Origin of the sequence: Parerythrobacter lutipelagi (genome assembly GCF_005434975.1) — a bacterium.
Taxonomy (GTDB): domain Bacteria; phylum Pseudomonadota; class Alphaproteobacteria; order Sphingomonadales; family Sphingomonadaceae; genus Parerythrobacter_A; species Parerythrobacter_A lutipelagi.
In genome coordinates, this window is the sequence record NZ_SKCJ01000001.1 from 1,403,166 (window position 1) to 1,419,599 (window position 16,434).

16 protein-coding genes and 1 pseudogene are annotated in these 16,434 nt (G+C 61.2%); 7 read left to right on the forward strand and 10 right to left on the reverse strand.

Annotated elements, in window-relative coordinates; genetic code table 11:
* Positions 1-4: 4 nt before the first annotated feature.
* Both phbB and E0502_RS06990 read right to left on the reverse strand, forming a co-directional pair.
* Positions 5-727: an acetoacetyl-CoA reductase gene (gene phbB, locus E0502_RS06985; protein WP_137677178.1), complete on the reverse strand. Its 723-nt coding sequence runs from the start codon at positions 725-727 to the stop codon at positions 5-7.
* A 118-nt stretch (positions 728-845) separates the two neighbouring features.
* Complete coding sequence (locus E0502_RS06990) at positions 846-1,568, reverse strand: hypothetical protein (protein ID WP_240048896.1); 723 nt, start codon at positions 1,566-1,568, stop codon at positions 846-848.
* Between the two features lie 345 nt (positions 1,569-1,913).
* Between E0502_RS06990 and E0502_RS06995 the strand changes: the two genes are divergently transcribed.
* The 4 genes from E0502_RS06995 to holA are packed head-to-tail and all read left to right on the forward strand — an operon-like array spanning position 1,914 to position 6,467.
* On the forward strand, positions 1,914-2,369 hold the full coding sequence (locus E0502_RS06995) for a DUF3576 domain-containing protein (RefSeq protein WP_137677180.1): 456 nt from the start codon (positions 1,914-1,916) through the stop codon (positions 2,367-2,369).
* A 25-nt stretch (positions 2,370-2,394) separates the two neighbouring features.
* The gene (leuS, locus tag E0502_RS07000) at positions 2,395-4,923 is read left to right on the forward strand and encodes a leucine--tRNA ligase (RefSeq protein WP_137677181.1); all 2,529 of its coding nucleotides are present in this window, start codon (positions 2,395-2,397) and stop codon (positions 4,921-4,923) included.
* Positions 4,920-5,411, forward strand: coding sequence for an LPS assembly lipoprotein LptE (gene lptE / locus E0502_RS07005; protein ID WP_420813482.1), 492 nt, complete (start codon positions 4,920-4,922; stop codon positions 5,409-5,411). Before leuS ends, lptE begins: the two co-directional genes overlap by 4 nt.
* 24 nt (positions 5,412-5,435) lie before the next feature.
* On the forward strand, positions 5,436-6,467 hold the full coding sequence (gene holA / locus E0502_RS07010) for a DNA polymerase III subunit delta (protein WP_137677182.1): 1,032 nt from the start codon (positions 5,436-5,438) through the stop codon (positions 6,465-6,467).
* A 340-nt stretch (positions 6,468-6,807) separates the two neighbouring features.
* On the opposite strand, the pseudogene E0502_RS07015 reads toward holA, so the two are convergent.
* The 5 genes and pseudogenes from E0502_RS07015 to E0502_RS07035 form a co-directional block, all read right to left on the reverse strand.
* Positions 6,808-7,137: pseudogene (locus E0502_RS07015) on the reverse strand (GDP-mannose 4,6-dehydratase); the annotation flags it as partial.
* 52 nt (positions 7,138-7,189) lie between these two features.
* Positions 7,190-8,377: a nucleotidyltransferase domain-containing protein gene (locus E0502_RS07020; RefSeq protein ID WP_275668358.1), complete on the reverse strand. Its 1,188-nt coding sequence runs from the start codon at positions 8,375-8,377 to the stop codon at positions 7,190-7,192.
* Positions 8,378-8,426: 49 nt separating this feature from the next.
* Positions 8,427-8,984: an LptA/OstA family protein gene (locus E0502_RS07025; protein ID WP_137677184.1), complete on the reverse strand. Its 558-nt coding sequence runs from the start codon at positions 8,982-8,984 to the stop codon at positions 8,427-8,429.
* On the reverse strand, positions 8,981-9,646 hold the full coding sequence (locus tag E0502_RS07030) for an LPS export ABC transporter periplasmic protein LptC (protein ID WP_137677185.1): 666 nt from the start codon (positions 9,644-9,646) through the stop codon (positions 8,981-8,983). The genes E0502_RS07025 and E0502_RS07030 overlap by 4 nt, the downstream gene beginning before the upstream one ends.
* Before the next feature lie 24 nt (positions 9,647-9,670).
* Positions 9,671-10,288, reverse strand: coding sequence for a ribonuclease D (locus E0502_RS07035; protein ID WP_137677186.1), 618 nt, complete (start codon positions 10,286-10,288; stop codon positions 9,671-9,673).
* Positions 10,289-10,369: 81 nt separating this feature from the next.
* Between E0502_RS07035 and ung the strand changes: the two genes are divergently transcribed.
* Together ung and E0502_RS07045 are read left to right on the forward strand one after the other, a co-directional pair.
* Positions 10,370-11,059, forward strand: a complete 690-nt coding sequence (gene ung, locus E0502_RS07040; RefSeq protein WP_137677187.1) for a uracil-DNA glycosylase — start codon at positions 10,370-10,372, stop codon at positions 11,057-11,059.
* 193 nt (positions 11,060-11,252) lie between these two features.
* Complete coding sequence (locus E0502_RS07045; RefSeq protein ID WP_137677188.1) at positions 11,253-11,591, forward strand: TraR/DksA family transcriptional regulator; 339 nt, start codon at positions 11,253-11,255, stop codon at positions 11,589-11,591.
* On the opposite strand, the gene E0502_RS07050 is transcribed toward E0502_RS07045, so the two are convergent.
* Positions 11,588-12,508: a class I SAM-dependent methyltransferase gene (locus E0502_RS07050; RefSeq protein WP_137677189.1), complete on the reverse strand. Its 921-nt coding sequence runs from the start codon at positions 12,506-12,508 to the stop codon at positions 11,588-11,590. The two genes, E0502_RS07045 and E0502_RS07050, sit on opposite strands and share 4 nt — an antisense overlap.
* Positions 12,509-12,662: 154 nt before the next feature.
* Between E0502_RS07050 and E0502_RS07055 the strand changes: the two genes are divergently transcribed.
* Entirely contained in the window at positions 12,663-13,442 is a 780-nt protein-coding gene (locus tag E0502_RS07055; protein WP_137677190.1) for an enoyl-CoA hydratase, read from the forward strand.
* A gap of 55 nt (positions 13,443-13,497) precedes the next feature.
* Here the strand turns inward: E0502_RS07055 and E0502_RS07060 are convergent, their stop codons facing one another.
* Both E0502_RS07060 and E0502_RS07065 read right to left on the reverse strand, forming a co-directional pair.
* On the reverse strand, positions 13,498-14,928 hold the full coding sequence (locus tag E0502_RS07060; protein WP_240048898.1) for a carbohydrate porin: 1,431 nt from the start codon (positions 14,926-14,928) through the stop codon (positions 13,498-13,500).
* A 62-nt stretch (positions 14,929-14,990) separates the two neighbouring features.
* Positions 14,991-16,427, reverse strand: coding sequence for a glutamate synthase subunit beta (locus E0502_RS07065; protein ID WP_137677192.1), 1,437 nt, complete (start codon positions 16,425-16,427; stop codon positions 14,991-14,993).
* Between the last annotated feature and the right edge of the window lie 7 nt (positions 16,428-16,434).

Genomic DNA, 16,434 nt, shown 5'->3' on the forward strand with positions numbered 1-16,434 from the left:
TCCATCAATACATGTGCTGGCCGCCGTTGATGCTCATGGTCGAACCGGTCACAAAGCCGCCATTGTCCGATGTCAGGAACGCAACGCCGCGGGCGATTTCCTCGGCGTGGCCGAGGCGGCCGACCGGGATCTTGGCGACGATCTTTTGCAGCACCGGCTCGGGCACGGCGGCGACCATGTCCGTATCGATGTAACCGGGCGCGATAGCGTTGACGGTCACGCCGAATTTCGCACCTTCCTGTGCCAGCGCCTTGGTGAAGCCGTGAATGCCTGATTTGGCAGCGGCATAATTGACCTGGCCGTATTGTCCGGCCTGGCCGTTGATCGAGCCGATGTTGACGATCCGGCCCCAGCTGCGCTCGCGCATTCCGGGGAACGTCGCTTTGGCCATGTTGAAGCACCCGCCGAGATTGACGCGCATCACGTCGTTCCAGTCGTCGAAGCTCATCTTGTGCAGCGTACCGTCGCGGGTAATCCCCGCGTTGTTGATCACGATGTCGATCGGGCCGTGCTCGGCTTCTACGCGCTCGCAGCCATCGAGGCAGGCCTGATGGTCACCCACATCCCATTTGTAGGCCGGAATGCCGGTTTCGTTCGTGAATATCTTCGCCTTTTCCTCGTCACCGCCAAAGTTCGCCACAACGGTGTGACCCTGGCGCTTGAGCCGCTGGCAAATGGCCTCTCCGATACCGCGTGTGCCGCCAGTTACAATTGCCACTCGTGCCATGAACCCAATCCTCTCGTTCGCTTTTACGTTACGTAAGCCTTAGGCGAGCGGTCACGTCAGGCAAAGAAAAACCCCGCCGAAGCGGGGCTTGAAATACGAATTCACATGGAGCGCCGAATTAGAAGCGGAACTGCGTCCCGACATAAACCGCCTGACTGTCTTGCGCATCATCGGCCAACAGGTCGAGGCGATCGCGATCCTGCGATAGGCGGACCCCCGCAGTCACATCGAGATTCCGCGTAATGCGGTAAGCGCCACCAAGGTCGACAGACTGTTCACCCGCTGCATCGAGCGAACGCGGTGAGCGCCCGATACGCTCTTCTTTCTCAAGCGAAAGGCGCGGCTGGAAACGACTCGGCTTGTCGGCGGCAGACCCGCGCGATGGTTCGAAGTCGGCGAGATCTGGCATGTCGATGCGGCTGACGGTTTCCGGCAGGCTCGGCGTCTTGGCAAAGCCTTGATAACCACGTGCGATACCGAGATTGTACCGGGTCGATGACAACAGACCCGAGCCAAGGCCCGGCGCGCTCTTCGCAGCGGCGGTCGCAGTGCGCACCGAAATCGCGCGGGCGGCCCCTTCATCGACACGAACAGCGACAGTGACTGTCCGCTCTTCACCGGCTTTGGTGCCGGCGGGTGTAAAACGGGCGGCCATACCCTTCTTGCGGATGCTTTCGGACACACGGCGTGCCAGCTGCGGATCTACCGTAGCTGGCGTAAACACGCCGAACGAAGCGCCATCGGTTGAAGTGAGCGAGGGTAGCGCGAGGCCGGAACTGGGCAGCACGAGGCCAAGCGCAGCGACCGCGCTAAGCGCGGCGCCCGTCTTGGCTTTTGCCATCCTGTTCAGTTTCCACGCCATGATTCGTTGCGCTACCTCTTCCCCTGTGAAGCATTTTGCGACTGAACGGCGGATGACCGCGTGCCCAAAAGTCCTGCTCCGAGTCGCAATGTTACGACTCGCTTCGGCCCAATACCAGAGATTCCGGCACTCATTTTGCAAGCGATGAGAATGTGTTGCCAGCGGTCCACACTCTGGATTGCGCTTCAGCCAGGATTAAGTTGCAAACGGCAGGGTGCAGCGATCGCCCGGGCTTTTTGCTGTGGTGCCATTCTTCTCGGGCCTTGCCGCTCGGGGCTGGCGCGATTAGAGGCAGGGCAAGCAGGAAAGAGAACCCGAAAAACCATGACGTCATCACACAGCCGCTTCGCGCGTTTCACCGGACGCACCATCATGGCGACAGCCGCACTGGCCAGTCTTGCAGCCTGCGGAGGGCGCGAACGTCCGATTGCAGATCTTGCTGCTTCTCAGGTCACAACGATTGGTGTGAATTCCTATCTCTGGCGTGCTTCGGTTGAAACTGTCAGTTTCGCACCGCTGCTTCAGGCCGATAGCGCGGGCGGAGTGATCGTAACGGATTGGTACGCCAATCCGCAGAACCCGCGTGAACGGGTGAAGCTAACCGTCTCGATCCTCGATCAGGATTTGCGCGCCGATGCCCTGCGCGTTGCCGCGAGCCGCCAGGTCCTTCAGGGCCAGACATGGGTCGAAGCTCCGGTTCAGGCCGCTACCGTACAGAAGCTGGAGGATATAATCCTCACCAAGGCGCGCGAACTGCGCAGGCAAGCCGTTTCTTCCTGATTCCTCTATCCCTAACAGGGGCGACATGACCGAGAATCGATTCGATCCGTCGCAGGCCGACGGTCGGTGGCAAGCCGCATGGGACGAAGCGCGCTGTTTCGAAGCCGATAGCAATTCAGACAAGCCCAAGAGCTACGTGCTAGAGATGTTCCCGTATCCCAGCGGGCGCATCCACATTGGCCACGTGCGCAACTACACCATGGGAGACGTGCTGGCGCGCTACAAGAAGATGCGCGGGCACGAGGTGCTCCATCCAATGGGTTGGGATGCATTCGGCATGCCGGCAGAAAATGCGGCGATGGAAATGGGCGTCCATCCCGGCGGTTGGACGCGTGACAATATCACCAACATGAAAGCGCAACTCAAGCGCATCGGCTTTGCGCTCGACTGGTCGCGAGAATTCGCCACTTGCGATCCAGAATATTACGGCCACGAGCAGGCGCTCTTCCTCGACCTGTACGAAGCGGGTCTGGTGTATCGCAAGGAAAGCGAGGTCAATTGGGACCCGGTCGACATGACCGTGCTGGCCAACGAGCAGGTGATCGACGGCAAGGGCTGGCGAAGCGGCGCAGAAGTCGAGAAGCGCAAGCTCAACCAGTGGTTTCTCAAGATCACCGATTTTGCCGAGGAATTGCTCGACGGACTTGGCAGCCTCAAGGACTGGCCCGAAAAGGTCCGGCTGATGCAGGAAAACTGGATTGGCAAGTCCAAGGGTCTCGAATTCAGCTTCGACCTGTCGAACGGTAGCAATCTGCCGGTCTATACCACAAGGCCCGATACGATCTTCGGCGCCAGCTTCGTTGCGGTGGCGGCAGATCATCCAGTGGCGCAGGGCATCGACAGCGATGAGGCGCAGGCGTTCATTGCCGAGTGTAAGAAGGGCGGGACGACCGCTGCCGAACTCGAAACTGCGGAGAAGCTCGGGTTCGACACCGGCATCACCGCGAAGCATCCTTTCAACGGGACGGACCTGCCGGTCTACATCGCGAACTTCGTGCTGATGGATTACGGCACCGGAGCTATCATGGCGGTGCCGGGCCACGACCAGCGCGATTTCGATTTCGCGACCAAATATGGCCTTCCGATCCCGCGCGTCGTCGCAGCAAGCGTCGAAGAAGCAGGTAAGCCTTTCGATGGCGAAGCCGAGGCTGGTGACGGCGTGATCGTCAACTCCGACTTTCTCGACGGGATGGAGGTCGAAGACGCCAAGCGCGAGATCATTCGCCGGATCGAACAGCAGGGCCGGGGCGAAGGCAAGACCGTGTGGCGCCTGCGCGACTGGGGTGTTTCGCGCCAGCGGTACTGGGGTACACCGATCCCTTTCATTCATTGCCAAAAATGCGGGGTTGTTCCTGCACCGAAGCAAAGCCTGCCAATCACTCTGCCGGAAGATGTCGATTTCCAGACCCCGGGCAACCCGCTTTTGCGCCATCCTTCGTGGAAGCATGTCGATTGCCCGTCGTGTGGCGGCAAGGCCGAACGGGAGACCGACACACTAGACACCTTCACCAACAGTTCGTGGTATTTTCTCCGCTTCGCCAGCCAGCCGCCCGACAAGCCGTTTGACCGCGAAGAGATCGCCAAATGGCTCCCGGTCGAACAGTATATCGGCGGGATCGAGCATGCGATCCTCCACTTGCTCTACGCGCGCTTCTGGACCCGCGCCCTGGCACATTGCGGCATGATCGACGTGAAGGAGCCCTTCGCCTCGCTGTTCACGCAAGGGATGGTAACGCACGAGACCTACTCGCGGGTCGTCGAAGGTCGCGAAACCTATTTCATGCCGAGCGAAGTCGACCGCACGGGTGACGGTGCGACGCTGAAAGAGGATGGGCAACCGGTGGAGATCGGCCGGGTCATCAAGATGTCCAAGTCGAAGAAAAACGTTGTCGATCCAGACACCATCATCGCCCAATACGGTGCTGATGCGGTACGCTGGTTCATGCTCAGCGACAGCCCGCCCGAACGCGATCTGCCGTGGTCTGAAGCGGGAATCGAAGGTTGCTGGCGCTTTGTCCAGCGCCTTTGGCGCCTGTTTGCACAAATCGGAAATGGCGGTGCTGGCGCTGATGCGAACCACGACAAGGCGCTCGACCGCAAGGTCCACCAGACCGTCGCCGCCGTCGCGGAGGATATCGAAGCGCTGTCGTTCAACAAGGCGGTCGCGCGGATCTACGAACTGACTGGTGCGATCGAGAAGGCCGAGCTTTCAGCGAGCCGTTCGGACGCGATCCGCAAACTGGCAATCCTTGTCGGCCCGATGATGCCGCATTTGGCGGAAGAAGCGCGTGCGCGGTTCAACCTCGGCACGAAGCTGGTCGCGCAAGACAGCTGGCCCGCGGTCGATCCCGCGTTGCTGGTCGATGACGAAGTGACCATCGCGATCCAGCACAAGGGCAAGCTGCGCGATACCCTCACCGTTGCCAAGGGACTCCCGAAGGACGAACTTGAAGCGCTTGCGCTCGCCAGCGAGAAAGTGCAGCGTTCGATTGACGGGGCCGCGCTACGCAAGGTGATCGTCGTACCTGACAGGCTGGTGAATATCGTTACGTGATCCGCGCTCTCATCCTTGCTGCTATCGTTTTCACGCTGTCTGCCTGCGGACTGCAGCCAATGTACGCAGGCGGAAGCAGCGGACAAGTGGCGCAGGGACTTGCGGCGATCGAAGTCGCGCCGATTCAGGGCAAGGCGGGCTGGCTGATGCAGAACGCGCTCAACGACCGGTTCGGCGTGGCCGGGAATGCTACACCACAATATCGCCTCGACGTGCGGCTGGATGATCAGATCGAAGGTCTTGGCGTCCTGAGCGACGACACGGTTGGCCGTGAACGTCGTATACTCCGGGCGCGCTTCCAGCTGATCGATTTGGCCAATGGCGATATCCTGCTCGACCGGACAGCGGGATCTGATGCGGGCATCGATGTCGTCTCGAGCGAATATGCCACGATTGCGGCGGAGGAGCGTGCACTGGAAAATCTGGCGCAGGATGTCGCGGGCCGGATTGCGACACAGGTAGCGCTGGTCCTGCGCGAGGCCCAATGATGGCAGTGGTATGAAGGCTGCGACGTGAAAGCCAGTCAGCGAGACTTTGCCGGTCAGGCAAAACGGGCCGCTCAAAACTGTTCGATCTTCTTCTTTTGCGGTCCGGATGAAGCGGGGGCATCGGCAGCAGCAGCTCGCATCACATCGTTGCTGGACGATCCTGGTGAGCGGGTCGAAATCGCCGGTGCGGACTTGCGCAAAGACCCGGTGTTATTGGGCGACGAAGCCCGGTCCGGATCGCTTTTCGGAGATGCCCGGCACATCTTCGTCCGGGCGAATGGCGATGAAGTGCTCGACGCGGTCGGCAATCTCCTGATCGGAACCGGCGATGCTTGTCCGGTGCTGATCGTCGCGACTTCGGCGACAGACAAGTCGCGCACGGCCAAACTTCTGGAGAAGCGCGATGATGCGCTGGTGGCGATGTTCTATCCGCCGGACCTGCGCGATGTGACGGCATCCGTCCGCACGATGGGCGATACGGCCGGTTTGCAGTTCAGCGGTGACCTGGCTGAACGCGTTGCCCGTGCTGCGGGCCTTGATGTGCGGCTCGCGCAGTCAGAGGTCGAGAAACTCGCTCTGTTCCTCGACGCGTCGCCGCAACGGCCTGTGACCGTAAATCCAGAGCATCTTGAGGAAATCGGCGCGAAGACCGAGGATGATGGCTTCATGCCGGCTGTAAACGCTGTTCTCGCCGGCGATCTAAACAAGCTGCAGGCCGAATTACGGCGTCTCCACGAGCTGGCGATCAATCCGGTCGGGCTTTTGCTGGCATTCGAACGCCGTGCCGCGCAGCTCGCGCAGCTATCTGCCAAGATCGGGCCGCGAGGCGATATCAACGCCACCATCCAGGCTGAAAAACGGGCGCGGCGCATCTTCTGGAAGGATGAGCGCGACCTCTCAGTCCAAGTCCGCCGCTGGCGCGGAGCAAAACTCGACCGGCTTGTGGCGCGCCTCGTCGCATTGCATCAGGCGCTACTGGCCAACAACCAGTCAGCAGAATTGCTTCTTTCTCAAGAACTTGCCGAGATTGCGCGCGCCGCAGCACCGCGCCGCTGACTACCCATCGCAAACGGCCGGTTAACTTTCATCTGTTGATAAGTGAAACCACGTAGCAAGGCGACTGAGTCCGCGCCTGTTACCAAGCGGTTCGAGCCCGTCACACAAGGACGGACGCGTCGGGGAGTGACAATGAACGCGCCGGCATTCGCCAGAAAAGTGGAGAACGACCCGATTGGGCCGACAGTCCCTTCGCTCGAGCGCAAGAGGCTACGTGCGTATATTGCCATCATAGCCTCGGATGTCCTGATGATCCTGGCCGGATTTGCCTTGGCCGGCCTGATTTACCGCGGGGACTATCCAGACGGGCAGGCGCTGCTTGAAGCGCAGTTGATCTTGCCGCTTTTTTTGACAATTGCCATTCAGGGGTTTCAAAGCTGACCTGTACGTGGCTTTGCGCAGCGAGATTGTAAATCTCCTGCGGCCTCACTTCCTGCACGATACGGATCAGATTGGTCGCATCGGTCAGGTCGCCGTAATGCAAGATCAACCGCTGGTTCTGCTCGTGCGGGTCTTGATAAATGTCCTCGATCCGTCCGGTGTTGAACGAGGACGAACGGCGTTTTATGCCGTGCACCTCGTATCCCTTGTCGAGCAACAGCTGCGCGAGATACGCGCCGTCTTGCCCGGTAACGCCGGTGATGAGTGCACGTTTGGTCTCGCTGGCCATCCCTCAGACCTAGCGGAATGGCTCGCGTGGGCAATATGGGCCGGTCACTTGTCTACGCCTCGCCTTGCTCGAGCCACCGGCCGACCGCCGTGTGGTGGCGCGCAGCACCGCGCAATTCCTTGTTGCCGAATGCCGAAAGCGTCTCTTTGCTCCGGCGCAGGAACCAGTTGGCGAAATTCTCTGAACTCTCTCCATCCGGCGCAATGCGTGCGCGATGCTTGCCTCGCAATCGCTGCCCGACCCGCTGCAGGCCTCCACCAAGTCCGTCGGCCTCGCTGGCGCCGAGGACCGAAGCGGTGACGCCCAGGTTCCGGCGCTGCAACGGGTCCTGCAGCATCAGTGCCTCTGCCGAATGAACTGCCTCGATCGGAGCAATGTGCGGGCATGCGCTGAGCACCTGGATATCGGTGCGCATCCACATCCAGTAAAGCCGCAGGACCAGCGCGGCGCCACGGCTCCACCCGCCTTCTTCGGCATCGCGCCAGAAACTCTTCCAGTCGATCGTTTCGCGGTGGATCAGGAAATCGATATCGGCAAGAAGCAGCGGCCCGATATCGAAGCGGTGACTATACGCAGCGTGAATGCACAGATGCATCAGCATATGCTGGGGCTTGGGATAGAGGCAGGGATCGCCTGCTTCGCCGGGGCCGGCGTGGTTCAGGATACGTGCGTCGAGCAGGGGCGGCATTCCCCATTCCATCGAACCGGGCGGCTCCCACGCGTGCATGTGAATTTCAAACTCGACCCCCGAGGGCGAAATCAGCGGGGGGAGATGCTTGGCGGTCTCGATCATCGCTGCGGGCGACTTCGCCGACGCTTCACTCTGCTGATATCCGTTTGCGCGCAGAACATTGAAGGCATCCAGCGCCTGTTCCGCCGGCATAAGAAGGTCGATATCCCGCATCGGCCTCTCCGCCGCTGCGGGATAGGCGTACCAAGCGAGCCATCCCCCTTTCAGCGTGACACCGCTCAGGCCTTCGCTCGCCATCAGTTCGGTTGCTGAATAGAGTTCGGAGCGAAAGGCGAGATTGCGCAACGCGCTTTCCCGATGGGCGATGCGCAGTTGCTCCCGGTGATGCGGCGGTACCGGCAGGTCGATCTCGCCGCGCTCGATCCGCGCGTGCAGCAGAGGCATCAGACGATGCTCGCCCGCCATGGCCAGAATATCAAACCATTGTGAATCGGATTCGATTCGCAGGTGCTTGCGGTGCTGCGGTCTGCCGATCAATCGCAATAGCATCCGACCGATCTTCAGGCGATCCAGACGCGCCACTGCGCGGTCCGTCCGATCAGTCCTGCGGGACTGTGAAAGTACCTGTCACGCGGCCGCCGCTGTTGCTGCCCACTTCGCCGGTGACGGAAGAAGAGCCGCTCGCGCGTCCGTCGACGCTCGAAACACCGCTCGCAAGATCGATTACCAGCCGTCCGCCGCTGAGGTTGTCCGAGCCGCGGCGCAGGCGAACATTGCCTGCCATGGTGATGATCCGGCGATTGAAATCATACACTGCCACGTCGCCGCTGGCGGCTTCGTTGCCGCGCGAGACCTGAACACCGCCGGTCGCAGTCATGCGCTGAATCTGAAGCGAACCGCTGTCGGTGTAATTGATCAGCATGCGGTTCGATTTGACCGTCAATCCGGCTTGAGTCAGCGTGACATTGCCTGACAGCGCGACGCGGTTCTGCCGATCCTGCAATTCAATTCGGCCAGCGTCGAAATTGACCGGCGCACGTGAATTGTGCCCGGCGATGGCTTGCGCGCCAGCCTGGATGCCGGCGAAAGCGGCCACGGTCAGCGTAAAACCGATCAGCGCATTCTGCGTTGCGGTGCGGAGAGTGGATTTCGTCATGGCATCCTCAACTTGCCGGGGACCATGCGCAAGCGGGCCTTGCCATCGAGCGCCACGGTCCTCTGGTTCATATCGACTTCAATCGTGTTTGCGGAAAAAGAACCAGCGGGTATTTCGCCTTCGACGCCGCCGCCGCCGAACATCCGCCTGTTTTGCAGGTCGACCGATACACCGCTGACGCGCATGCGATAGCCGTCGGCCGCAACCATCCTGACATCGCCGTCCACGGTGACGATTTCCTGGTCGATGTCATAAGCGCCCGAAGGCGCCACGATCCGCGCCGGCCCTTCCGACAAGAGCAGTCGTGCGACAAGATCTTCCATCCGCACTATGCCCTCGCGGCTGGACCGCTGGACCGCTTCTCCCGCCGTCAGCGAAAACGGTCGGCCCTGGTTGTCCTGACCGCGATACATCGCATTATCCACGCGCAGCCGGTCCTGCACGACAGCCACCTTATTGCGATCGAGCAGGAAACTGATTTCGCCACGCGGGCTTAAAGGCGTGATCACCATGAAGGCGGCGAGCACGCCGACGCCCATCGGCAGCGCCTTGGCAAGAAAGCTGACCAGCCTGTCATGTGAACCGCCGGGCGCGGCGAAGTGCTGGCGCTTGTTACGCCGCTCCTTGGCCTTGTCGGTTTCGATGCGTCGCTTGATGACCATGATGGTTGGCTCGGCGCCTGCCCTTTACATGTGGCTGAAAATGTCGTGCTCGGGCCAACCGGCCATATCGAGCCGCGCGCGGGTGGGTAGAAAATCAAAACAGGCCTGCGCGATTTCCATCCGCCCTTCGCGCGCCAGCCGGGTCACGAAAACATCATGCAACCGGTGCAGATAGCGCACGTCGCTTGCGGCGTAATCACGCTGCGCTTCAGTGATCTCCGGCGCGCCCCAGTCGCTCGACTGCTGCGCCTTGGAGATATTCTCACTGAGCAGCTCGTCGACGATATACTTCAGGCCGTGGCGGTCGGTGTAAGTGCGGGTCAGCTTGCTGGCGATCTTGGTGCAGAAAACCGGAGCGGCCATCACGCCGAGGTAATATTCGATCGCCGCAAGATCAAAGCGCGCGAAATGATAGAGTTTGAGCCTGGCGGGATCGGCCAGAACCGCTTTCAGGTTCGGCGCATCGTAGCTGCTGCCGACCTTGAAGCGGACCAGGTGTTCGTCCCCCTGTCCGTCGCTGATCTGGACAACACACAAGCGGTCGCGATGGGTGATCAGGCCCATGGTTTCGGTATCGATTGCAATCGGCCCGGGCGCGAGCACGCCTGCGGGCAGGTCTTCTTCATGAAAATGCACTGTCATAGGCCTGTGCCTTTAGGCTGATTGGGGATGGGAGGGAAGAGGTGCTGGTGGGGTGCAGCGCGAAGCGGTATTCGTCACCGCATGAGCGAGACGATCCCTGACAGCTGGAAGCGGGTGCTCGGGCCGGTGCTGCAGACGCCCGAAGCACGGCGGCTGGGAGGCTGGATCAAGGCAGAGGAAGATGCCGGCAAGCAAGTCTATCCGCCCCGCGGAACTCGGCTGCGCGCGCTGGAGCTGACGCCGCTCGACCGAGTGAAGGTCGTGATCCTCGGGCAGGATCCGTACCACGGTCCCGGGCAGGCGCACGGATTGTGTTTCTCCGTGCCGGATGGGGTAAAAGTTCCGCCATCGCTGGTGAATATCTACAAAGAGCTGGCCAGCGATCTTGGTGCCGCGCCGCCGGGGCACGGCAATCTCGAGCATTGGGCGCGCCAGGGCGTGCTGCTGCTCAACAATTCGTTGACGGTCGAAGCGCACAAGGCGGGCAGCCATGCAGGCAAGGGGTGGGACGCAATCACGGATGCCTGCGTCGCAGCCGTGGCACAGCGCGATGTGCCGAGCGCTTTCGTACTGTGGGGCAGCCATGCACAGGGCAAGGCCGCGCGCATTCCCGCCATCGCGCAGTCGCAGCGGCATCTTGTCCTGAAAGGCCCGCATCCGAGCCCATTGTCCGCCTATCGCGGGTTCTTCGGATCGAAACCGTTCAGCCAGATCAACACTTTCCTCGAACAGAACGGGCGCGAACCGGTGGACTGGAGCGCGCCCGCTTGACAATCGCTTGTCGAAGTTGACACTGTGTCAAGCTAGCGCATCTTACCGAAGATACTGATATTAAATAATTTATTTCATATTGGCAGTGTTGTTCCCGCAACCGCACCCCCCCCGGGGGCGCCGCATGCTCGACCGCCCGCCGGGAGACATCGGGTCTGGTGTTAGCATCGCCATGCGGTGTAGGAAAATGGCAATGAGGGAAACCGAAGCCCGCGCCGCTCTGAAAGCTCGCCTGTCCGAGCTCGACGAACAAGACCGTTTGAGCGACGAATCCCGCGCGCCGGTGACTTTGCAACAGGACAGTGTCGGACGCCTCAGCCGAATGGATGCGATGCAGCAGCAGGCGATGGCACTCGCTGCGGAGCGCCGCCGCAAGGCCGAACGCACCCGGATAAAAGCCGCGCTCAAGCGGCTCGATGGCGAGGAATGGGGGTACTGCCTGACCTGTGGAGAGGAGATCGCTGAAAAGCGTCTCGTCAACGATCCTGCCGCGAGCCAGTGCCTCGGCTGCGCTTCCGGCACGCCCTCTTAGCGAAGGTGGAATTCCACCCGATTGGAAAACAGTTCGTACTCGTCCGTAATCGGCAGGGCCGTGAGCTTGGCTTCGGTCAGATGCTCTGTCCCCAGCCTGCCGAGTACAGCCGCGTCCCGTTCGACAGAAAAGCCGGCCCGGGTGAAAGCCTCGACAAAATCCTTCCGGCTCAACTTGTTTAGATAAGTGTCGGCGGCAAAATCGGGATCGATCAGGTGTCGCCACGCCTCCGATGGCGGCCGCGCGGCGACCGTCCATCTGGTCCATGCCGGGTCATGGCCGCCGAGAATGCCAGTGAACACCATCGGAAGAGTGATCACCAGTCCTTCGCGCGACAGCCGTTTGCGTAACAAGGCAAGCATCGCATCGAGTTCGGCCGGCGGGATGTGTTCGAAGACGTCGGCGGAAAACACAAAGTCGACCGGCGGGATTTCCGTCCAGCTCCCGGCATCGCCTGCCGGCCCGACAACAAAGCGCACCTTCGCCGGATCATATGCCGCAAGGCGCCGGCGTGCAGCGGCGTGAAATCTTGGCCAGTCGCGCGCATCGAACAAGGCATGGCGCACCACGCTTTTGACCGCGCGTTCAATACCGTTGCTTTGCCATGTGCTGAACGCATCGCGCAGCGAAAGAACCGGCGCATCAAGGTCGATCGCATAGACCTGCTTGAAATAGCCGCTGAGCAGGAACGCCCTGCGCGGCCTCGCGCCAAAGCCGATTTCCAGCACGGTCGATTCGGCCGGGTCCTTGCCGGTCACGTGGCGGAACGTTTCCACATGCTGCTCAATTTCGGCAATTTGCATCGCCGCCGCTTCATCGCCCGATGCCATCCGCAGGCGGTTGCGCAGGAGACCCCAGGCATTGCGCGCTTTGGCGGCGAGGCCGAGATTGGCTTGGGAGGAATTGCTGCGGGGCATGATTACATTGTTTCGATTAGCCCAACGGGCGTGGCAGGAGCGGCGCAAGCTTGGGGCAATAGCCGCGCGATGCCAGCTCTGCCAGACCGGGATGGACCGGCCTGTGCGGGCTGGGTAGTCTCCGCCGCAAGACGCAAGCTGCAGGGAAACGACGATGGCGGATACAGTGTTGCTCGAAATCGCGGATGGCATAGCGATGGTCACGCTCAACCGTCCGGCCGCGATGAATGCGATCTCGCGCCAATTGCGCCGCCGGCTCTATGAGGTGATGCAACAGGTCGACGGAGATGACTGCGTGCAGGCTGTCATTCTGACCGGTGCGGGCGAGCGGGCATTCACCGCCGGGCTCGACCTGAAGGAATTGGGCAGCGAGGACGGCGCGCTTGGTTCGGCCAACGCAACCGATCCGGCAGACAATCCTGTGAAAGCCATCGAGACCTGCCGCAAGCCTGTGATCGGTGCGATCAACGGGGTTGCGATTACGGGTGGCTTCGAAGTCGCGCTGGCGTGCGATGTGCTCATCGCCAGCACCAATGCGCGCTTTGCCGACACGCACGCGCGGGTCGGGATCGTGCCCGGCTGGGGCTTGTCGCAAAAACTCTCGCGCATGATCGGGATCGGCCGGGCGAAGGAACTCGCCTTCACCGGCAATTTCCTCGACGCGCATACCGCCCGCGACTGGGGCTTGGTCAATCATGTCGTCGAGCCTGACGAGTTGTTGCCGCGGGCCCGCCAGCTGGCGAACGACATGACGACGATCGACCGGGATTTCCTCGCGCAGTACAAGGCGCTGATCGATGCAGGTTACGCGGCCTCTTTTGGCGAGGCGATGGCAATCGAAGCGCGCTTGTCGGGCGCAGCCAATGCGCAGGTTGCTCGCGAAGAAATCGAAGCGCGCCGCGCGGCGGTACAGCAGCGCGGCAGAAACCAGTAAGAAAGATGACGATGGGCCAAATAATTGTCGGCACCGCAGCCTTGGTGCAAACGCGCTAGAAGCTTGCCGTGAGCCGCATGCCTGCGATCACACCCACATCGCGCGCGCTGACGGCGCTATCGACCACTTGCACATCGGCGGTCAGGCGAAACCGATCGCTCAGGCCATAGGTGTAGAACGCTTCGATCCCGTCCTCCGTCTCCAGCGCGAGCCTGCCGCTCAGAACGTCAATCAGGCTGTCTGTCAGGGAATAGCGGAAATAGGCGATGCCGAATTTGTCTTGCGGGCGAAAGCGCGGATTGCCCGCGATGCCGATAAACCCGCTGCGATCGAGAAAGGTCGGATCGCCATTGGAGACATAGACCTGCCCGAAAATTCCGATGCCCTTGCCCGGCGCGTCGTCATATTCCGTGATGAATTGAGCGAACGCCAGTACCGCACTGAACTCTCCCTTGCGGTTGCCGAAAGCGGAACCTGGCGGGGGAACGAGCGCCGCTGGCAAGGCTTCGGCAGCAACTTCACTGCGGGTCGATCCGGCAAGCTTGATCGCGTAATACCCGCGCCTGCCATCGATCTTGACCGGAAAAGTGACAGAGCCGAGAAATCCGACGCCCTTGTCGAACGGGCTTTCAAACCCCGTCTTGCGCGATTGCAGTTCGGGATCGAAAACCCACAGCCGAAACAGTGCCTTCTCGGTCGGTATGTTGAGCAGGGCACCGGTGATCGAGCCCGGTACGATGGCGCTGGGCGGCAGAGCCATGGCGAGGTTCTGGAAGCCTTCGTGGCCGCCCCCGCCTGCAACCGGCAGTTGGGTTGCGATATCGAGCACATTGACCTTGCCGACGGTCAGGCTTGTGCCGCTTTGCCAGGTTTTGGTGACATTGATCGACAGGTCGAACACCTCGCCCTCGCCGGGATAGAACAGCTGGGTATTGGAAGGGATCAGGCCAACCGTGCCATTGGCGCTTTCGCCATATTTGAACTCGGGATGGAAGTGCAGTTTGATGCTGTCATCCAGGCCGAATGCGCTGCCTTTCAGATCGACATAAAGGTCGACCTTGCCTCCGTAGCGAAGCGTGCTGTCGGCGTCTCCGGAAACGGGCACATCAGCGAATTGCGACGCGATCAGTTTGATCGCAACCGGATCGGGCGGCGCTGCCTTGGCAGGGGCCTGCGGCAGGGCATCGATCCGCTTGCGAATATCCGACTGCGCAGTAGGCAAACTCTGCGTTCCGGACCCGACCTGTTCGTCCTGCTCAGGCTGAATCTCGGCAAGGTTGTCCGCCGCTGCATCGTCAAGCGGCCGCGCCAATGCGGGAGCCGCTGCGAGCAGGGATGCCCCCGCAATGCAGCGTGCAATCGATTTCAAGACGTAGGCCAGTTGACCCTCCTGCTTGCCAAATGCGACCAGTTGGTTCTGGCACAGTGTAATTTTTCGGCCAGCCACGTCCTGAGCTGTCTCTGCTGATGAATATCCTCGTTTCACGCGCTGAAAGCAAGCGCGGTCGTGTCCGAAATCGGGATATTTTCCAGAGCTTTGACTGATTGCTAGCGCGGCAGGTCGCTCACGCCCATCAATGCTTCGTCCACCGCGCGCGCTGCCTGACGGCCCTCGCGGATGGCCCATACGACCAGGCTCTGCCCGCGGCGCATGTCACCGCAGGCGAACACTTCCGCTTCGCTGGTAGAATAGTCGTCGGTATTCGCGGCGACGTTGCCGCGTCCGTCGAGCTCGACGCCGGCGCGGTCGAGCAAGCCGCGCCGCTTGGGGCCGGTGAAGCCCATCGCGAGCAGGATCAGGTCGGCCTTGAGGATGAACTCGCTGCCCTCGATCTCTTGAATCTTCCCGTCAGCCCATTCGATCCTGACGCATTCGAGACCGGTCACTTCGCCGCCTTCGCCGATCACGCGCTTGGTCAGCACGGACCAGTCGCGATCGGCGCCTTCCTCGTGGCTGGAGGACGTGCGCAGTTTGACCGGCCAATCGGGCCAGGTCAGCCCCTTGTCCTCGTGCTCGGGCGGCTTGGGCATGATTTCCAGCTGCGTCACGCTGGCCGCACCTTGCCGGTTGCTGGTGCCGACACAGTCACTGCCGGTGTCGCCGCCGCCGATCACGATCACATGCTTGCCGGTTGCCGTCAGCGAACCACGCGGCGCGGCGCGCACTTCGTCGTCACCCGCGTTCCGCTTGTTCTGCTGGGACAGGAATTCCATGGCCATGCGCACACCGGGCAATTCCGCACCGGGAATTTCGAGCAGTCGCGGTTCTTCCGCGCCGCCGGCCAGCACGATCGCGTCAAAATTCTCTCGCAATGCCTTGAAACTGATTTCGACACCGACTTCCGCGCTGGTTTTGAAGGTTACACCTTCAGCTTCCATCTGCACCGCGCGGCGGTTGATCAGATGCTTCTCCATCTTGAAATCGGGAATGCCGTAACGCAGCAGCCCGCCAATCCGGTCGCTCTTCTCGAACACTGTTACCGCGTGACCTGCGCGCGCCAGTTGCTGTGCCGCGGCCAGGCCTGCGGGGCCGGAGCCGATCACGGCAACTGACTTTCCGGTCTGCTTTTCAGGTACCTGCGGCTTGATCCAGCCTTCTTCCCAACCGCGATCGACAATCGCGCATTCGATACTCTTGATGGTCACCGGCTGGTCGTTGATGTTGAGCGTGCAGCTGGCTTCGCACGGAGCAGGGCAGATCCGGCCGGTGAATTCAGGGAAGTTGTTGGTCGAATGCAGCACTTCGAGCGCATTGCGCCAGTCACCTTCGTAGACCAGGTGGTTCCAGTCCGGGATGATGTTGTTCACCGGACAGCCGTTGTGGCAGTAAGGGATACCGCAATTCATGCAGCGGCTGGCCTGCGCCTTCAACGCATCCTCGCTCATCGGGATGGCGAATTCCTTGTAATTCGTCAGCCGTTCCTGCGGATCGAGATAATCCCGATCGCGCCGATCAAGTTCGAGGAAGCCTGTTTCCTTGCCCATGTCCTGA

Coding starts and splice junctions, on each gene's coding strand:
- phbB (WP_137677178.1), bottom strand. CDS start 727: ATGGCACGAGTGGCAATTGTAACTGGCGGCACACGCGGTATCGGAGAG.
- E0502_RS06990 (WP_240048896.1), bottom strand. CDS start 1,568: ATGGCAAAAGCCAAGACGGGCGCCGCGCTTAGCGCGGTCGCTGCGCTT.
- E0502_RS06995 (WP_137677180.1), top strand. CDS start 1,914: ATGACGTCATCACACAGCCGCTTCGCGCGTTTCACCGGACGCACCATC.
- leuS (WP_137677181.1), top strand. CDS start 2,395: ATGACCGAGAATCGATTCGATCCGTCGCAGGCCGACGGTCGGTGGCAA.
- E0502_RS07020 (WP_275668358.1), bottom strand. CDS start 8,377: ATGCTATTGCGATTGATCGGCAGACCGCAGCACCGCAAGCACCTGCGA.
- E0502_RS07025 (WP_137677184.1), bottom strand. CDS start 8,984: ATGACGAAATCCACTCTCCGCACCGCAACGCAGAATGCGCTGATCGGT.
- E0502_RS07030 (WP_137677185.1), bottom strand. CDS start 9,646: ATGGTCATCAAGCGACGCATCGAAACCGACAAGGCCAAGGAGCGGCGT.
- E0502_RS07035 (WP_137677186.1), bottom strand. CDS start 10,288: ATGACAGTGCATTTTCATGAAGAAGACCTGCCCGCAGGCGTGCTCGCG.
- ung (WP_137677187.1), top strand. CDS start 10,370: ATGAGCGAGACGATCCCTGACAGCTGGAAGCGGGTGCTCGGGCCGGTG.
- E0502_RS07045 (WP_137677188.1), top strand. CDS start 11,253: ATGAGGGAAACCGAAGCCCGCGCCGCTCTGAAAGCTCGCCTGTCCGAG.
- E0502_RS07050 (WP_137677189.1), bottom strand. CDS start 12,508: ATGCCCCGCAGCAATTCCTCCCAAGCCAATCTCGGCCTCGCCGCCAAA.
- E0502_RS07055 (WP_137677190.1), top strand. CDS start 12,663: ATGGCGGATACAGTGTTGCTCGAAATCGCGGATGGCATAGCGATGGTC.
- E0502_RS07065 (WP_137677192.1), bottom strand. CDS start 16,427: ATGGGCAAGGAAACAGGCTTCCTCGAACTTGATCGGCGCGATCGGGAT.